The organism is Paenibacillus sp. SN-8-1, assembly GCF_050995535.1.
Classification (GTDB): Bacteria; Bacillota; Bacilli; order Paenibacillales; family Paenibacillaceae; genus Fontibacillus.
In genome coordinates this window covers 3219206-3234435 of record NZ_CP194782.1, presented here as the reverse complement: position 1 = coordinate 3234435, position 15230 = coordinate 3219206, and the positions used below count along the sequence as shown (strand labels likewise).

Below are 15230 nucleotides of genomic sequence, written 5' to 3'. Positions count from 1 at the left end.
TATAGGAATCGTCCTATGAACGTTATACAAAAATCACGTAGAATCGGTTTTGATTCGGAGGTTCATATACGAATATAATCGGAGGTGTCAGACGGATGACAACGGAAACTAAACGGGATTTGGCGGCAGACCTGGCGATATGCGAGGCGGCAGCGCCCGCTTATATTATTCACTCAGCAGTATATAGCGTTCCGACCGGAGGCACGAACATCGTTGCGGAGGTATGTCGCGATGATTACGAACCTCTAACCGAGGGTGATACGGAGTTTATCCTTGAAGCACGCGAAGCCTGGCCGCACGCAATCCGGAGGGCAATCGCTGCAGAGGCAGAGAGTGAGCGCTGCAAACACTCGTACCGCCTGCTGCTTGCGTGCTATGACGGACAGAGCGCAAGAGCGGCGGAGTATTATTCAGAAGCAATACGGCTACGCGATGAACTCAAAGCGGAGTCTCTACGATCGGCGGGATGGGAAGGGGAGGCGCAAGGTTATGCGAAAGAGAACGAACGTCTCAAAGGCGCGCTGTCCAGTCTACTTGCCGCGATCGACCGCGGAGACTTAGTCCGCCTTAAATTGTCTAGCGGAATGGATCACGTAATAAGACTCGCAAGGGAGGCGTTGAAAGATGAAACCGAAAATTGATCGAACAGCCTGGCGCACACTCCCGGCGGAACAATGGAACGTACGCACAGCCCACGCAATGGTCATCGAGCTTAACGCGGAGAAATTCGGAGTCGATACGTACATTCCTCTCCGTGGCTGGGCGTTCGAACAAGGCGTCATTAAGCGCTCACTCACCGAGTTTGGTGCGGCAGCTCTTCGTGTGACGATCGAACGAGCCTTCGAGGAGTACCGGCCGACTCCGGAGTATCCGCAATTGACCGCAGGCTTTCTGATTGCGTATATGCTGCCGCGGATCATGCCGCAGGTGTTGGCGGAGATGAAGCGTAAGGAGCGGACGGAGACAATTCCGGTTAATGGCGGGATGAGTACGGAGGAGATGGCGGACTGGCTATAAAAAGTTTTTGCGCCCGTCTTTACGATATAACTACCGCTGCATAAACTGGATATGAAGGAGGAACGCAATGGGAACAAAGACACACGCAGACAACTGCATATTATCGCAGTATTGCTCGCTGGCAGGCTCCGCCAAATGTAACGCCCTCTGCTCGTCGTATATCGCTTGTCACGGATATAACGGAGCGGGTGGCCGAGTAGCTAACGCGAATCTACCGGCAGAGTACCGGCTCGTCACGCTGCAGAATTCGCCAGCACGCGCAGAACAGGCGGAGGCTTATAAGCTTATCGATGCGTACGTTAACACTTTCCCGCGGCAATTTAGCGCAGAGGGTGAGCGAATCAAATCGCTATACCTATTCTCGCTCGAGCCAGGCACCGGTAAAACAACGTCGGCCGCTGCGGTCCTTAACGAATGGATAACGCGCCATTATATCGGTTCGCTCCAACGCAACAGGCAAGCGCTGGAACGGCCGGCATACTTTCTCGATGTGAACGCGTGGCAGACGCTATTCCTCGGATTCAACCGTAGTCACGTGCCGCAAGAGACAGCGGAACCGTTGGCCGCAGAATATTACACGATGGAGCAGCGCGCCAAAGCCGCCCCGTTTGCGGTACTCGACGATATTGGCGTAAGGTCTGCGTCCGAAGCGTTTCGAGCGGACTTGCATAGTGTGATAAATCATCGCGTAGCCAATGCGCTGCCGACCGTCTATACGAGTAATATACCGATGGATGAGCTTACGCAAGTGTTCGATCAGCGACTGGCGGATCGTGTGCGGGATATGTGCGTAGTGGTTCCGTTTAAAGGCGAGAGTAAGCGGGGGATTAGAAGGTGATTTATCTGATAGATTATGGAGGTGAACATAATTGTCGATTACTGGAACTCAACTACTTTCAAAGGTAATTGATAGCGGAAGCATAAGCGCATTAACACAGTTCGGAGTTCGACCGAAACATCTCGCGACGGAGGCCGAAAAGGGTGCGCTCAGATTTATTAATAAGTACGCGGCGGATAACGGAGGGGCAGCGCCTTCATACGCAACGTTCGTTGCGGAGTGTCCGGATATTACGTATATCCCGGGCGTAACGGATTCTTTCGAGTACCTGGCGCGTCAATTAAAGGAAGAATACGGGAAACGAGACCTAGCCGAATTTATGAGCAGTGAGGAGTTTGCCCAGAGATTTGAGGACGAGGACCTAGAAAAGTTCGGGGACCGCTTGACGCAACGAATTGTTTCCTATAAGATGGACATAGAAACAGGCGTTCGTACTCTAGTAGATATTTCCCAAATGGGCGACGCGTTTCTCGAAGAGTTCCGATCACGCAAGGCCGGCACGTCCTTTCGCATATGGCGTTCAAAATTCGCTACGATAAACGAACAAATTGGCGGCTACTTTTCAGGCAACACTTACGCCTGGTACGCACGTTCAGGACGCGGCAAATCCGTTCTCGTCATGGAAGACGGCGCAATCGAAGCCGCGTTCCAGGGCGCAACCGTTCTCGTATGGGCGCTTGAAATGAGCGAATTTGAGTGGATGGCGCGGGCATACTCGTCGATTAGCGCAAGGATAAGCGAAACGGTTGAGCGGATCGATGGCGTAGACTATACGGTTGGCTTCGATAACCGTGCGATGCTAATGGGTAAACTAGATGCGGCGTACGAACGCGGACTTGAATCGTTCTGCGAGATGTTACCGGAGATCCTTCCGGGTAGAATCGTCTTAAGGGCGGCGGACAGTGCGGGCTTCCTCTCGCGATCACTGGCGCAGCTTGAGGCGGACATTAACGAGGTGGGTGCAGATGTCGTCGTAGTAGATCCGATCTATCTGATGGACTACGAGGCGAACACGTCAAGAGTAGCCGGCGGTGACGTAGCGGCAACCTCCGTTAAGCTTAAGCGCTTGGCCGGTCAGACAAAGACCGTTATCCATGTCGTAACTCAAGCGGAAGAGGATGCGTCAGAGAAGAACGAAGACGGAACGCGGGAACTTAAGCCGCCGAAACGTGCGGAATTGAAAAAGAGTAAAGCGATATTGGAAGACGCAGCTAACGTGTTCGGTATCGATACGTTGGCGAAGGAAGGGCGCGGAGTTATCGAGCTCGGTAAGGGACGTAACGGCGGTGAGGACACGCGGGTAGAAATCGTGTACCTTCCGAATTGGGGCGTTGTACAGGAGATTGATGCGCGAGCCGAAGCGGCGCAGTTTGCGGACGTAAGCGGGTTTTAGTCTTCGCGGCCGAGCAGGTAATCCGTCGACACTTCGTAGAGATCCGCCAGTTTCATGAGACCTTCAAGCGTGGGCTGGCGCTCTCCCTTTTCGTAATACTGTACGGTTCTTTCGCTTACTCCGAGGAGCTTCGCGATATCTGAAATTGTAAGGTCGCGTTCGGTTCTAAGTGCTTTGAGTTTATTCTTAAATTCAGACATTTTAGACCTCCAAATTGATTGACAGCGAACTAAATGTTCGTTATGATTGAGTTGCGAACAAAAAGTTCGTGTCTCTATAGTACACAATTTAGCAACAAAATTCAATAGGGCGGGAGGAGGTATATGTATCCGGACATTAATCGCGAACTATTTCTCGCGGAGGTTGAGCGTTGGGACTGGCGCAACGCTTCATATCAACGCGGCCGCTTAATCGCATCGTCTCCGCTCGGGGAAAGGCCGGACGAGCATCCGTCATTCTCACTCGTTGTCGATATAGAATCGGACGCTTTCGGATGCTGGAACGATAAAGGCGCCGTCGACCCTGCCTTTTCTTCCGGAGGGCCTATCCGATTGTACGCTTTTATGCGCAATATCACGTACGAGGAAGCGCGCGAAATCCTATGCGAAGACTCTGACGGCGACGGTACGCCAGTCCTGCGGATTAAGTTGCGCACTAGGCAAGCCGCCAAGCGCTACGAATCGATCGACATCTCGCCATACATACGCACGGAGATCCCGTACCTTACGGGACGCGGCATACTCCCGGTGATTCAGCGATTATACCGCTGCGGATATGATGAGTATCGTAACGCCGTGGTTATGCCGTGGGGCGCTCCGGATGGACGAGCCATTAACGCAAAGTTTCGCTCAACGTGGGGGAAGGCGTTTTGGTATAGTCGAGGAGGCGCGCCGGTCAAGTCGATGATATACGGTATCGACATCACGCATCGTCGTAACATCAAACGTGCGGTATTGACGGAAGCGGAGATTGATGCGATGACAGCGGCCAGCGCCGGCATATTCGGCATTGCGGTAGGCGGCTCGGAGTTTACGGATGAGAAGGCGGAGTTATTGCGCAGGTCACCGATCGAGGAGCTGCTCATTGCGGGAGATAACGACGAAGCCGGCGAAAAGCTACGGTGGGCGGTCGAAAGGAAGATGCGCGGACATGTGCGGTTAAAGAGCGTAGTTATTCCGAATGGAGCGAAGGATCTGAACGCGGTAGGCGACTTAGCGGCTGTGCGTGGAGCCTGCGAGCAAGCGACGAAACTCGCGGCGATAAGATTGCAGCTGCGGAAAATATAAAGTAATTGTCAAACGGCGTCGATAATTGTAAAATATTATCACGTGGAATCACGTGAATTTGCAGGACACGGGACCAATTAGTCCGTGCGCCTGCTCGGTGGGACGTCTCTCCACTCGTATAGACAGTAAGGGCTGTCTAGACCGAGAACCTCCGCGATCGTACGCGCCCGTTCGAGACCCATGTCCCGATATCGGAGCGAAATGTAGTCGCTGATCTGGTTAGCGTTGATGCCCGTTCTTCGTGATAGTTCAGCTTTCGTCATCCCGGCTTTGTCCAGCAACTCTCCAAGCAGGCATTTAGTGACAACGTATGCCATAAATGCCCTCCAAAGTATGTTAAAAAGGTAACCTAAAATAGTTTAACATATTTTCTTGGAAAGTGTGCGAAACGGAAACGGGGCGTAGATAATACAACACAACCACTAAGGAGGAACACCATGATGGTAGTAAACGAATTTAATACGATTTTCGAGAAGTACAAGCCCGTCATGAGGAGAATCGCAGTAAGATTCAGCCGAGTAAACGGGGTGCCGATTGAGGAGATTCTTAGCCAACTCCATGAGGAACTTTGGATTGCGAGCACGAAGTTCGACGAAACAAAAGGAGCATGCTTTGATACCTGGGCAAACCTAAAGTTGCGAGATAGAGCCAAGCGAGTAATTTCTCGAAAAGAGGGCACACACTACTCAAAGACTTCCTGTTTTTCAAGTTACAGCTTAACGAATGAGGACGACGAGGACGCGCCAATGTTTGAAGTCGCCGATGTATCTACCGTTGAGATAGTTGTGTTAGAGAGGTACGCAAAAAAGAAAGCCGACCAGCGCCAACTGATCGACTTCCTAGTACATTCGGGCGTTCCCGACGCCGCGACGATTGCACTCGTCGAAGCATATTTATCAGCGCCTCCCAGCGCATCGGATACCGCGATCGCCAAATCAATCGGTATCCATCATGAGACTGTTAAACGCAAGCTTCGCAAACTAGCTCGCCGATACGACGCCAATCGCTTCGGAGACTTGGACGAATACCTAGCAGTTTAACCGAGGCATAAGAGAACGGAGTTTCAGGCACGAAGCCCGTTCTCGACCTCATAACTATTATAGCACAACCTTCAAGACGTAACGCAAGCGGTAATCAATGTATCTGTTAGATCATTATGTACAGCGTTTCCTAAATGTTTCCATTTCATACTTATCACGTTTTCAATCTTACGAAAAATTCTTCGGATTGTCAACGCTTATTTAGTCACGCCCAAATCTCTATTACCCGGAGGTCAACGATATGAATCACGTTAATCATAAATATTTACGCAGCAAAACGCATAAAGTTTCAGAATTTTCCGAAAAGGTTCACAGACGCCCGTCTGACGCTTTCCTATTATATAACGGCAGCTACGAAGAATACGAAGACGCAGCGGATTACCTCCCGTACGGACACGGCGGCACAAAGGCGGTGCGTATCGCATGACACAAAAATGGTATGCAAAGCCTCACGCAGTTCAGCGCGTTAATGAACGCTTCGGCATCGAAACGAAAACCGCCAGCAACTGGATTAACCAGCACATGGAATCCGCAGATTACGTATCGAACGTTGTTGACGATAACGGGGTAGAGCGGCGCTTGTTTGCGACTAAGGGAATATTGTTTTTCGCTGACAAAGCGGTGGACGTTATTGTTTCCGTCAGGAAAGCGGAAGTAAAGCGGGAGTTCCTCGCTAGGATTAGCGGGTCGGTCGAAAAGGAGCTACGGAATAAACAACGCCGCGTCCTCGAAATCGAACGGGAGATGCTCGTTACAAGGACGGAGATGGAGCGCGAGCTTATTGACTTACGTCTAGCAGCGTTAAGAACGCGTTCGGATTCGCGTAAAACTTCGTTAGGTATCCGCATTTCTGAACTAGAGATTCGCGTGCGAGATATTAACCAGGCGCTATTCTCTGAAAAGCGGGAATTGACGTTGTTTACGGAAGGACTTATCGCAATTAGTTAGCCGGAACATTCTTGCGCCGGCCGCGCGATATTAATGCGAGCGTTACGTTAGTATCGTGCTGCGGACGTAGGAGCCGCGTACCAACGGAGCAACTGATTTCTCCGACGCGTAAAACCGAAAGGGCCAAAGAGTAAGACGCCAATTTACGGAGTCGACACGTAGATGAGCGCAATCCTATACCGAACGCTTAACGGAGGCAAAGCGTCTGTCCCGCGTGGAGATTGTCCGCGCTGCCTCCAACAAATAAACCGTAAAGGAACGTGATTGAATGTCAATCCGCGATCAGTTGAAAAAACGTGAGGAAGAGCGTAGCACTCCGAAAGGTAACGGAATTAACGAAGGACTACCGGAAGGCGTAACGCGCTATGTGCGACTAGGCTCCGAGCTTAAAGACGGACGCCAGTTCGTTGTGCTCGCCGATCCCGATAATTGGTTCTTCTACTTCTGCCACGAAGACGGAGACTATGCGACACGTGCTACGTTCTTTAAGAAGCACACGTGCCTACACTCGCCAAAAAAAGTCGGCGCAAATCTCGATTCCTTCAAAAAGCCGAGCGGGGGCGCATGTATTTCTTGCAAAGCAAAAGCTAAGCGCAAACTCTACTTCATGGTTCCGGTATTTGACCTCGAATACCAAACGTGGAGAGTACTCGATATCAAAGAGTTCCATGCGATGAATTTGATCGGTGACTACGACAAGCTCGAAAAGGCCGCGAAAAAGTTCAATAAAGAGTATGCGTTAGTTGGTGACGTAATTACGATTACAAAGACCTCCGACGGTAAATCGTACTCGCTCGAATCCGGAGACGCTGAGGTGCCGGAAGCAGCCGCACAATTTCTCGGATTTGATATTCCGTATGAAGAACTCGCAAACTTCCGCGAGGTAGACGATATTATTGAGTTGCTTAACGAGGCAGACCCGGACCATATCGATAAATCCGTGTTGGGCGAATCAGCTAAATCACCAACGCCAGCCCCAACGGATTCACAGCCGATCGACATCTCGGACGAAGAGCTTCCGTTCTAAACGAAGTTACACGCAGAGGAGGCGCACCCAATGGCGGACGAAGAAACGCAGTATGTTACGGAAGTAGTCGAGGCGGAATCCTCACGCATCACCATCGGGCTTAACCTCCGCAAGACCGCAGAACTCGGACCGGCGGCCATTGACGTCGCCGCGTTCGTTAATACCATGCGTGAACAAACGCAAGAAGAATACGTTATCGACGTACATGTCGGCGTTGGCAACCTTCCGGACCGGGGCCGCAACGCTGATGGAACGGCGGTCGTCGGATTTACTGCACCGGCTCAAATCGATGACGAAGGGGAGGACGATTAACATCGCACACATAACGGAAATAGTCGGTCAAGTATCGGAGGCTCTCGCGCGGACAGCACTTATCTGCGCAGGGTGGACCGTAGCCAAAACGGAGACGCGCGAATCCTTCGACATTGTCGCGCGTGATCCGCTAACAGCGGAGTGGAAAACGTTCCAAGTTAAGACGATTAAACTACGCTCTGACCGCCGTAACGAAATGGTCGTTTATGCGCGGAAAGGTAACGGAGAAGCTTACACGCAGCCCGAAGCTGAATATATTATTGGCGTACTGGGCGCTAAAGAAGCCGAAGCACCTCGCGTTTGGGTCTTCGAGAATACCGGATTGGGCGAGTATTGGGCTACGGAAGCGAGCGCGGAAAGACGGTGGATCGAGCTGCCACTCAGTATCCAGCGCGAAGTCTATACGCACGAAACGCCGGCCGGAACGGTTGAGGTAGCGGCCTAGGAACGGAGTGACTACGCTTTGCTTTAACAATAAACGCGCCAATGAGCGCCCAAAGGAGACCGATTAAATGGCGAAATTGAACGTAGTAATTCCGGTAGCAGACGTAGAGGTACGCGGCGAGGACGGCAAGTCCGTTAAGTACCGCAAAGTTGACCGTAGGGCGCAGGCGGGCGATATCGTTAAGGCGCTTTGTGTAGGCGGTGACATAACGGAAGGTGCGTTTTACGAGGTAGTCCGTGATGTGGCCGGACATGTTTGCTTCGTAGATGACGTCGGTGACGAACGCCCGTATCAGTTAAAGCACTGCGCGGAAAATTACGAAGTCTACGAAAAGGTAACTGAGCCGGCGCAAACTCCGGCAGCAACTTACCGCGAGGTGGATCGCAAAGCGTTAAAGGGCGAGCGTATTCGGATTGTGGACCCTATTATGGCAATTGACTATGCGCTCGGGGATGAGTTCGAGGCGCTAAGCGTAGGATCCGACGGTGACGTGCACATTACTGACAACGTAGGTTCTCACAATTGCGTATACCGAAGCGAATACGTAGTCCTCGAACCAATTGAAAAACCTGCGCTGCCTTCACAACCTAAACGACTGAAAGTCGGGGATTATGCGAAGGTAGTTATCGGAGACACTCGGTATAATAACGCTATTCCCGAGGGAGCCGTCGTTGAAATTATCGAAGACGATCACGGAGATATACCGTTTAAAATGCGCTCGCTAGTAGACAGGGAGGAACGTTGGGCAAGGCTGGAGGACGTTGTCCGCGCAACCGACGAAGAAGCCGCAGCTAAGGACGCGCCAGATCCCCGTAATAAGTTCGCAGTCGGCGATAAGGTGCGCCTGATTAGCGGAGGCGGAACGGCGGGTCTGAACGGTTACTATAACGGCAAGGTCTACGAAGTGCTGTCGCCAAAATCACCGTACGGGAACGAAAAGGTGCAAATCACAGGCGGAGATCTGCAGACCGCATACGCCAAGCCGGACCAACTCGTAAAGGTCAGCGCGGAGGAATTGGCGGAGATCGAGCGTAAGGAGCTTTGCGCACAGTTTGCGGTAGGCGATACGGTTAAGCTTACGGTTCCTGACGGGGAGACTCCTCGTTATAAATGGGGCAACGTAGAGAACGGTGCTATCGGGACGGTTAGGATTGTATCGGGAACGGAAGTTTACGTTGACTTTCCGGCTCAACGGTATTGGACCGCAGATCCTACGGAGTTAACGAAGCTCTCGGCGGAGGAAATCTCACAACACGAAGATGAGAAGCGTTGGGCCGCGATCGGACGTAAGGTGAACGAGTTTAAGGCGGGCGACCTCGTGAAAATAGAGTCATCCGACGGTTACAACGGAATTGTAGGAGATGTCCGCGATATAGGCGAACGATACCTCGGCGTCCTCGATACTAACGGGGCGTACAGAGGTCCGCGTAAGAGCACTGCAAAACTCATCGTACCGGTCGAGCAACGCTTTGACCTTGCGGACGCAGCTTAATAAACCGGGAGGTGGCGTATATTGGACGTTAAATTAACGCTTAATCTCCGCCAGCCAGCCGTTGACACTGACGCAGCCGAACGCGTAAAGGACGCCGCTAAACGTAAGAAAGCCGCGGAGGAGCCGTTATCTAAGGCGTGGGAACGTATACTCGCGATGAAGAATAGCGACATCGACCGTGAACGGTTGCTTGCCGTAAAGAACGCTATGGACACGGGTGTGACAGGCAGACACCCGTCCGGCGTTGGCAAGCGGTTCAGCAAAGCGGAGGCCTTGCGTTTATACTGGGATATTCGCGAGAAGTTACGCGAGGATACATTGCGCAAGATGGTCACGGAGATGCCGCGGAACTACTTCCTCATTAATAACGCGAAGCTCCTGGCGCGACTTATCGAAAGGTTGCGCAATGAGACGGAAGTTGCAGTCGATACGGAGACAACGGGCGTTGACGTTTATACCGACGTGATTGTCGGCATATCCCTAACGTTGCCGTCCGTAAGCATCCCACCGTTGGCCGAGCGCGGTATGCACGTATATATTCCGGTTGCGCACGATGAGGGCGAGCAGCTAACGCGGGATTACGTGTTATCCGAATTGCGCGAGTTACTTTACGACGAGAATGTCGGCAAGGTTCTCCATAACGCCATATTCGATATCGCGATGTTTAGGCGTCACGGTTACGATCTGCGCGGAGTCACATGGGATACGATGGTAGCGATGCACTTGCTCAACGAGAATGAACCGTCCTACCGGCTGAAAGACCTGGCGCCGAAATATCTCGGAGTAGAGTCGGACACCTTCTCGGAACTGTTCGGGAAGACTCCGTTTAACGAGATCCCGTTAGACATTGCGCTGGCATATGCGGCAAAGGATACGGACTTAACCTGGCGCATGTACGAGTTTCAGCGCAAACACTTCGCCACGATTCCGACCGTCCTCGAATATTACCAATCCGTTGAGGTTCCGCTACTCTACGTAATCGTGGACCTCGAAGCTAACGGATATATACTCGACCTGGACTTCGCGAAGGAATACGGTGAGCAACTAAGCACTCGCGCCAAAGAGCTGCATACGAAGCTTATCGGAGTCCTATCGAAATATCATGACGGAGCGGACGAGCTGAACCTTAATTCCCCTCCGCAAATGAAGGCGGCACTTTCAAAGGCGATCGGACGCGACCTTCCGAACATGGACGCGAAGAAGACGCTTAAGCCTCTCGCGAAAGAGTTCGAAGTTATCGCAGACCTACTGGAATACCGCAAGATAACGAAACTCAGCGGAACCTATATCGACGCGCTACCGACGAAACAGAATCCGACGACTAAGCGGTGGCACTCGCGGTTTAATCCGATGGGAACCGTTACAGGCCGATTCAGCTCCGGCAAGGACGAAGACGCGGCGGACTCCAATCAATTCAACGTTCAGAACCAGCCGGAAGAGGCGCGGAAGATGTTCCTCGCTCCGGCGGGCAAGGTTCTCGTATCTGCGGACTTTAAAGCGCAGGAAATCCGTTGTACCGCATACTTATCCGGCGAGCCCGTCCTAATCGAAGCCTTCGAAAAGGGAATCGATCCGTACGCTAACATGGCGAGTATGTATTACAAGCGCCCATATCACGAAGTCAATAAGCTACCGAACGGTGAAGACACTCCGGAACGGAAAGCGATGAAGGTCGTATGGCTCGCGACTTTGTACGGAATGAGCGATTTCTCACTCGCGGAAATGCTCGGCCTCAAGAAGCCGGAAGCGACCGCGTTCAAGGACGAGCTGTTCAGCGGAATGCCGAAGCTGTCCGCATGGCTTAAGTCCAACGAAGAGGACGTCGCCAGGAACGGCTTTGTATGGGCGGATAAGCAGCAACGGAAACGTCGCCTGCCCGACGGTAAACTTAAGCGCAAGGAGATTCCGTTCGGCAAGTGGAACGATCCGAAGTACGAAGAATGGCGCCGGCATAACGCGAAGATTAACCGGGCTATGCGCCAGGGAACGAACGCTCGCGTACAAGGTAGCTCCGCTATCCAAACGAAGGTGACGATGATCGAGGCGCATAAGGAATGCGCTAAACGCGAAGGATGGGCGCTTTGGGGAACGATTCATGACGAATTAGTTTTCGAGATTCCCGAAGACTTCACGCGTGAGGATATCGCGGTCATCGAGCGCATTATGACGCAGTCCTATAGGTGGGGCGACGTTGTGGCTAACGGTACGGACATTGCGATTATGAAACGGTGGGGCAAGGGAATGACTCCGGACGATTGGTTCCGGCAAAAAGAGGAGGCCGCATAGATGGCGATTTCACAAGCGAAGAAACTCGAAATTATCACGAAGCACGCGAAAAAGTTTACGGCAAAGAGCGAGGCGACTCCTATATTACAGGGCGTTCATTACAGCGCAGATGGCTCCGTAGTCGCAACCGATCGCCACACGCTCATCCGCATTGGCGGAGCGCATAACTTTACGGAGGCATTCACGTCGCACGCTAAGACGGGCGCGCCCATTGACGGACAATATCCGGACACGTCGCGTATTATCCCGATGGATCTTCCGACTCAGATAGCGCTCGTATCAGACTGGCCGAGACGCGACGACATCAAAGACGCAATCGCACGGACGAAAGTAGCGCTAGAAGCGACGAAACTATCCGGAGACAAGACGTACATTGCGCGCCTAACTCTCGTCGGGACTGACGTAAGATTGTCCGCGAATAACGACGAAACTCCGTATAGATTCTCGGCAGGCATTAGCGCTGATACTTTCGGTCCGGACGCAGAGGTATCGTTTAATGCCGAGTATCTTCTTAACGCGCTTAACGTATTTAAGGACGCTGGCAGCCGGCGTGTGATTATCGGGGTTACCGGCGAAGCGTCTCCGATCGTTCTGCGCGACGAGGAAAACGAGATTGACGTTATCGTCCTTCCGTACCGTGTTCCGAAGGAGGCAGCCGCATAGATGGAACGTGAAACAGCTACGTACACTTGTCCGCAATGCCGGCGACAAATCCACGTTCTGGCGGATGAATACGGGGACCATCCGTGCTCTTGCGGCTGGGAACCGTTCGAAGAGGCGGCGCACTTAGCCGAATATGAAAACGAATGGGATGACGGAGACGCTGACGTGGTTGAAGTCCGCAAGGTTCCGAAAACAATCGAAGTATGGGAGGCGGTTTAAATTAACCGAGGAGAAACGCTAGTACACGATTTCCTATCGCAAATGGATGCGTATTATTCATCGCCGGACACTTCGTTCTACGACAACGCGCTTGAGCGCAAATACTACGAACAGAAGCTGCGCCATATCGGATTTAAGCCGTACCCAAAAGACGGACTCATTACGTTCGGTGCGTCAGGTACCGCGAAGTGTGACCGCGAGATCGTATTTAAGAACGGACGCGTCAAGGCGGAGAAGTCCGCAGACATTCCGTTCCGTGGACGGCAGCGGCGCCAAGGTACAGCGATCGTCGATTACCTGCAACTCGATATTATCCACGCACCAAAGCGTCTGGGCTCGGTTAAGTTTCGGATGGCTCAGCGTGATAACGGCGAATGGGATTTCGAGGACGCGGCGCAGGAACGCGTAGTCTTTACGCATCCGAATCCGGAAACTGGCGAGCTGGTATCGTTCGCAATCACGGCTAAGCCGGACGGCAAGTTCGAATACATGCCGGATGGATCGCGCGTCATCCTCGAATATAAGACGAAGGCAAGCGGTCTGCGTGCTATGAACGGAAAGCTCGACTTTAAGGGCGCACAAGACGATCACAAACGCCAGGTCGTAGCGGAAGCGCTGGTGTTCGGAATTGACGAGGCGCTTATCGTTTACGAGTCTACGCAAAAACCCTCTTGGTTCTCGGATGAGGAGAGTTCGAGCGTAACTAAAGGACAGAAGACATGGAAAGAGGGCGTACCGCTTCCGGATCTACGCGCTTTCTATGTGCGAATAACGGACGCCATGAAGACGCAGCTTCTCAACGACCTGGCGCGGCAAGCCTCGTTAGTTTATGAAGCGCAGAAGACAGGAGCAGTTCCGGACGTTAGCGTTGAGATGACGGGTAAGTGCGGCTTCTGCGCATTTCGCGGACATTGCGCTAAGACGTTAACAGCGGAGAACCGGGCGCTACTTGAACGGGCGGAATCTCGTATGGCGAGCGGCAGTATGGCGGGCAAGGAGGATCATAAGTACCTCCGCCAATATCTCGCAACCGTACCGGAAGATACGAAGGAGGCCGCATAAATGACGTACATTATCGAATCCATGCGCACACACGCCGGCGTTCCAACCGAACGCGAGGCCAAGCGTAAAGGCCAGCGCGTAGAGATATTGAGCCCAAACGTTGGTCAACCGCTCGTTCTCGTATATCGCGATGACCACAATCACTTGCTACAAGGTACGCAGATTGAGCGTGTTGAGGACGCAGGTCCGGATGTACTAACTATTACAACGCGGAACTACGTTTACACGTTCATCAAGGGAGGATGCGCGAATGAAATATGTTAATAAGGTTGCACTCGGACTCTTGTATATCGGCCTTTCGTTCTCGGTAGGATTCGGAATCTTCGCGGTAGCTGACGCAATCCTTGACGAAAACAATCCGGTATATACGCGGATTATTACTGCGGCCATTGCGGTAGTCCTATTCGTAATCGGCTACACGGGAGGAGGCGATAGTCCTGGCGAAGAAACCGACGCAGCCTAAATTCCGCATACTCGGCCTCGACTTATCGCTAAGCCCCGGAATCGCTGCGATCGAGGTGCGGAACAGGCAACCGTACCTCCTCGCGGCCGCTTCGGTCGCTACTTCGTCGGCAGATACGGACGCCGTACGTAATTTCACCGTTGAGTCCTTCGTAGCTCAGTTTATCTATGCGCACCGTCCGTTCGATATCGTTGTGCGCGAGGACTTTACAGCCGGGCGGAATAAGCGCGCTACTCAAACGATATTTAGCGCATGGTCGGCGGCGGATCGGGCGCTTGCGGCTTACGGATACCGAGCGGAGGACTTGAAGCCGGCATTGGCGCCGACCAGCGTTAAGAAAATCGTAACGGGTAATGGTAAAGCGGAGAAAGACGAAGTTGCGCGGGCCGTACGGAAGTGGCTGCGGTTAGGGGCGGACTATGTGTTCCGAAGTGGCTACGATGATAGTGATGCGCTCGCGGTATGTCTGGCGTATTTGATCCGCGAGGGACTCATCGATCCAATTGCGGAGGCGGCCGCATGATAGCGAAAGTCCCTCCGAATGCAACGGTCGGCGAGCGCCTCCTTACGTTCCAGCGCGAAGAGGTTGCGAACTTGGAACGCGCAGTCGCGACGTATAGCGCAATGGCGGTGGAGTACGAACGGAGACTGGCGGAAGCCCGGCGTAGATTAGCGATAACAGAGCGGAGAGTTGCGGAGTAATATCCGTTGCTCTCCGCTTTTTTATTTTCGTAAATTG

20 protein-coding genes are annotated in these 15230 nt (G+C 52.6%); 18 read left to right on the top strand and 2 right to left on the bottom strand.

Going from position 1 to position 15230, the window contains the following annotated elements; translation table 11 throughout:
* Nucleotides 1-95: 95 nt before the first annotated feature.
* The 4 genes from ACRRNK_RS15740 to ACRRNK_RS15725 all read left to right on the top strand — a co-directional run bounded on the left by ACRRNK_RS15740 (nucleotide 96) and on the right by ACRRNK_RS15725 (nucleotide 3248).
* Nucleotides 96-641, top strand: coding sequence for a hypothetical protein (locus ACRRNK_RS15740; protein ID WP_433943664.1), 546 nt, complete (start codon nucleotides 96-98; stop codon nucleotides 639-641).
* A complete protein-coding gene (locus tag ACRRNK_RS15735) occupies nucleotides 625-1017 on the top strand; it encodes a hypothetical protein (RefSeq protein WP_433943663.1) in 393 nt (130 codons plus the stop codon). Before ACRRNK_RS15740 ends, ACRRNK_RS15735 begins: the two co-directional genes overlap by 17 nt.
* A 67-nt stretch (nucleotides 1018-1084) precedes the next feature.
* On the top strand, nucleotides 1085-1855 hold the full coding sequence (locus ACRRNK_RS15730; RefSeq protein WP_433943662.1) for an ATP-binding protein: 771 nt from the start codon (nucleotides 1085-1087) through the stop codon (nucleotides 1853-1855).
* A 31-nt stretch (nucleotides 1856-1886) separates the two neighbouring features.
* Nucleotides 1887-3248 (top strand): DnaB-like helicase C-terminal domain-containing protein, encoded by a 1362-nt coding sequence (locus ACRRNK_RS15725; protein ID WP_433943661.1) that lies wholly within the window; start codon nucleotides 1887-1889, stop codon nucleotides 3246-3248.
* Here the strand turns inward: ACRRNK_RS15725 and ACRRNK_RS15720 are convergent.
* Nucleotides 3245-3448 (bottom strand): helix-turn-helix transcriptional regulator, encoded by a 204-nt coding sequence (locus ACRRNK_RS15720; protein ID WP_433943660.1) that lies wholly within the window; start codon nucleotides 3446-3448, stop codon nucleotides 3245-3247. The genes ACRRNK_RS15725 and ACRRNK_RS15720 overlap by 4 nt on opposite strands.
* Before the next feature lie 546 nt (nucleotides 3449-3994).
* On the opposite strand from ACRRNK_RS15720, the gene ACRRNK_RS15715 reads away from it, so the two are divergent.
* A complete protein-coding gene (locus ACRRNK_RS15715; protein WP_433943659.1) occupies nucleotides 3995-4534 on the top strand; it encodes a toprim domain-containing protein in 540 nt (179 codons plus the stop codon).
* 77 nt (nucleotides 4535-4611) lie between these two features.
* Here the strand turns inward: ACRRNK_RS15715 and ACRRNK_RS15710 are convergent, their stop codons facing one another.
* The gene (locus ACRRNK_RS15710; RefSeq protein ID WP_433943658.1) at nucleotides 4612-4851 is read right to left on the bottom strand and encodes a helix-turn-helix domain-containing protein; all 240 of its coding nucleotides are present in this window, start codon (nucleotides 4849-4851) and stop codon (nucleotides 4612-4614) included.
* Between the two features lie 120 nt (nucleotides 4852-4971).
* Here ACRRNK_RS15710 and ACRRNK_RS15705 point away from each other — a divergent pair, with 120 nt between their 5' ends.
* From ACRRNK_RS15705 to ACRRNK_RS15645, 13 genes are all read left to right on the top strand, one after another.
* Entirely contained in the window at nucleotides 4972-5574 is a 603-nt protein-coding gene (locus ACRRNK_RS15705; RefSeq protein WP_433943657.1) for a hypothetical protein, read from the top strand.
* 241 nt (nucleotides 5575-5815) lie between these two features.
* Nucleotides 5816-6001: a hypothetical protein gene (locus ACRRNK_RS15700; RefSeq protein WP_433943656.1), complete on the top strand. Its 186-nt coding sequence runs from the start codon at nucleotides 5816-5818 to the stop codon at nucleotides 5999-6001.
* The gene (locus tag ACRRNK_RS15695; RefSeq protein ID WP_433943655.1) at nucleotides 5998-6522 is read left to right on the top strand and encodes a hypothetical protein; all 525 of its coding nucleotides are present in this window, start codon (nucleotides 5998-6000) and stop codon (nucleotides 6520-6522) included. The genes ACRRNK_RS15700 and ACRRNK_RS15695 overlap by 4 nt, the downstream gene beginning before the upstream one ends.
* 268 nt (nucleotides 6523-6790) lie before the next feature.
* Nucleotides 6791-7549, top strand: coding sequence for a single-stranded DNA-binding protein (locus tag ACRRNK_RS15690; protein WP_433943654.1), 759 nt, complete (start codon nucleotides 6791-6793; stop codon nucleotides 7547-7549).
* A gap of 30 nt (nucleotides 7550-7579) precedes the next feature.
* On the top strand, nucleotides 7580-7861 hold the full coding sequence (locus tag ACRRNK_RS15685; protein WP_433943653.1) for a hypothetical protein: 282 nt from the start codon (nucleotides 7580-7582) through the stop codon (nucleotides 7859-7861).
* Nucleotides 7839-8306, top strand: a complete 468-nt coding sequence (locus ACRRNK_RS15680; RefSeq protein WP_433943652.1) for a hypothetical protein — start codon at nucleotides 7839-7841, stop codon at nucleotides 8304-8306. Before ACRRNK_RS15685 ends, ACRRNK_RS15680 begins: the two co-directional genes overlap by 23 nt.
* 67 nt (nucleotides 8307-8373) lie before the next feature.
* The gene (locus ACRRNK_RS15675; RefSeq protein WP_433943651.1) at nucleotides 8374-9798 is read left to right on the top strand and encodes a hypothetical protein; all 1425 of its coding nucleotides are present in this window, start codon (nucleotides 8374-8376) and stop codon (nucleotides 9796-9798) included.
* A gap of 339 nt (nucleotides 9799-10137) precedes the next feature.
* Nucleotides 10138-12084 (top strand): DNA polymerase, encoded by a 1947-nt coding sequence (locus ACRRNK_RS15670; RefSeq protein WP_433943650.1) that lies wholly within the window; start codon nucleotides 10138-10140, stop codon nucleotides 12082-12084.
* Nucleotides 12085-12747: a hypothetical protein gene (locus ACRRNK_RS15665; protein WP_433943649.1), complete on the top strand. Its 663-nt coding sequence runs from the start codon at nucleotides 12085-12087 to the stop codon at nucleotides 12745-12747. It abuts the gene before it with no gap.
* A gap of 261 nt (nucleotides 12748-13008) precedes the next feature.
* On the top strand, nucleotides 13009-14028 hold the full coding sequence (locus ACRRNK_RS15660; protein WP_433943648.1) for a hypothetical protein: 1020 nt from the start codon (nucleotides 13009-13011) through the stop codon (nucleotides 14026-14028).
* Nucleotides 14029-14292 carry a hypothetical protein gene (locus ACRRNK_RS15655; RefSeq protein WP_433943647.1) on the top strand — a complete coding sequence of 88 codons (264 nt, stop codon included), beginning with the start codon at nucleotides 14029-14031 and terminating at the stop codon, nucleotides 14290-14292.
* Nucleotides 14279-14491 (top strand): hypothetical protein, encoded by a 213-nt coding sequence (locus ACRRNK_RS15650; protein ID WP_433943646.1) that lies wholly within the window; start codon nucleotides 14279-14281, stop codon nucleotides 14489-14491. The genes ACRRNK_RS15655 and ACRRNK_RS15650 overlap by 14 nt, the downstream gene beginning before the upstream one ends.
* Nucleotides 14460-15014 carry a crossover junction endodeoxyribonuclease RuvC gene (locus ACRRNK_RS15645; RefSeq protein WP_433946911.1) on the top strand — a complete coding sequence of 185 codons (555 nt, stop codon included), beginning with the start codon at nucleotides 14460-14462 and terminating at the stop codon, nucleotides 15012-15014. Before ACRRNK_RS15650 ends, ACRRNK_RS15645 begins: the two co-directional genes overlap by 32 nt.
* Nucleotides 15015-15230: the final 216 nt, after the last annotated feature.

What these genes read in the sequence shown, in the direction of transcription:
- ACRRNK_RS15665 (WP_433943649.1), top strand. Translation starts at nt 12,085, where the DNA reads ATGGCGATTTCACAAGCGAAGAAACTCGAAATTATCACGAAGCACGCG.
- ACRRNK_RS15720 (WP_433943660.1), bottom strand. Translation starts at nt 3,448, where the DNA reads ATGTCTGAATTTAAGAATAAACTCAAAGCACTTAGAACCGAACGCGAC.
- ACRRNK_RS15705 (WP_433943657.1), top strand. Translation starts at nt 4,972, where the DNA reads ATGATGGTAGTAAACGAATTTAATACGATTTTCGAGAAGTACAAGCCC.
- ACRRNK_RS15675 (WP_433943651.1), top strand. Translation starts at nt 8,374, where the DNA reads ATGGCGAAATTGAACGTAGTAATTCCGGTAGCAGACGTAGAGGTACGC.
- ACRRNK_RS15700 (WP_433943656.1), top strand. Translation starts at nt 5,816, where the DNA reads ATGAATCACGTTAATCATAAATATTTACGCAGCAAAACGCATAAAGTT.
- ACRRNK_RS15655 (WP_433943647.1), top strand. Translation starts at nt 14,029, where the DNA reads ATGACGTACATTATCGAATCCATGCGCACACACGCCGGCGTTCCAACC.
- ACRRNK_RS15740 (WP_433943664.1), top strand. Translation starts at nt 96, where the DNA reads ATGACAACGGAAACTAAACGGGATTTGGCGGCAGACCTGGCGATATGC.
- ACRRNK_RS15650 (WP_433943646.1), top strand. Translation starts at nt 14,279, where the DNA reads ATGAAATATGTTAATAAGGTTGCACTCGGACTCTTGTATATCGGCCTT.
- ACRRNK_RS15730 (WP_433943662.1), top strand. Translation starts at nt 1,085, where the DNA reads ATGGGAACAAAGACACACGCAGACAACTGCATATTATCGCAGTATTGC.
- ACRRNK_RS15695 (WP_433943655.1), top strand. Translation starts at nt 5,998, where the DNA reads ATGACACAAAAATGGTATGCAAAGCCTCACGCAGTTCAGCGCGTTAAT.
- ACRRNK_RS15710 (WP_433943658.1), bottom strand. Translation starts at nt 4,851, where the DNA reads ATGGCATACGTTGTCACTAAATGCCTGCTTGGAGAGTTGCTGGACAAA.
- ACRRNK_RS15735 (WP_433943663.1), top strand. Translation starts at nt 625, where the DNA reads ATGAAACCGAAAATTGATCGAACAGCCTGGCGCACACTCCCGGCGGAA.
- ACRRNK_RS15680 (WP_433943652.1), top strand. Translation starts at nt 7,839, where the DNA reads ATGACGAAGGGGAGGACGATTAACATCGCACACATAACGGAAATAGTC.
- ACRRNK_RS15670 (WP_433943650.1), top strand. Translation starts at nt 10,138, where the DNA reads ATGCCGCGGAACTACTTCCTCATTAATAACGCGAAGCTCCTGGCGCGA.
- ACRRNK_RS15685 (WP_433943653.1), top strand. Translation starts at nt 7,580, where the DNA reads ATGGCGGACGAAGAAACGCAGTATGTTACGGAAGTAGTCGAGGCGGAA.
- ACRRNK_RS15660 (WP_433943648.1), top strand. Translation starts at nt 13,009, where the DNA reads ATGGATGCGTATTATTCATCGCCGGACACTTCGTTCTACGACAACGCG.
- ACRRNK_RS15690 (WP_433943654.1), top strand. Translation starts at nt 6,791, where the DNA reads ATGTCAATCCGCGATCAGTTGAAAAAACGTGAGGAAGAGCGTAGCACT.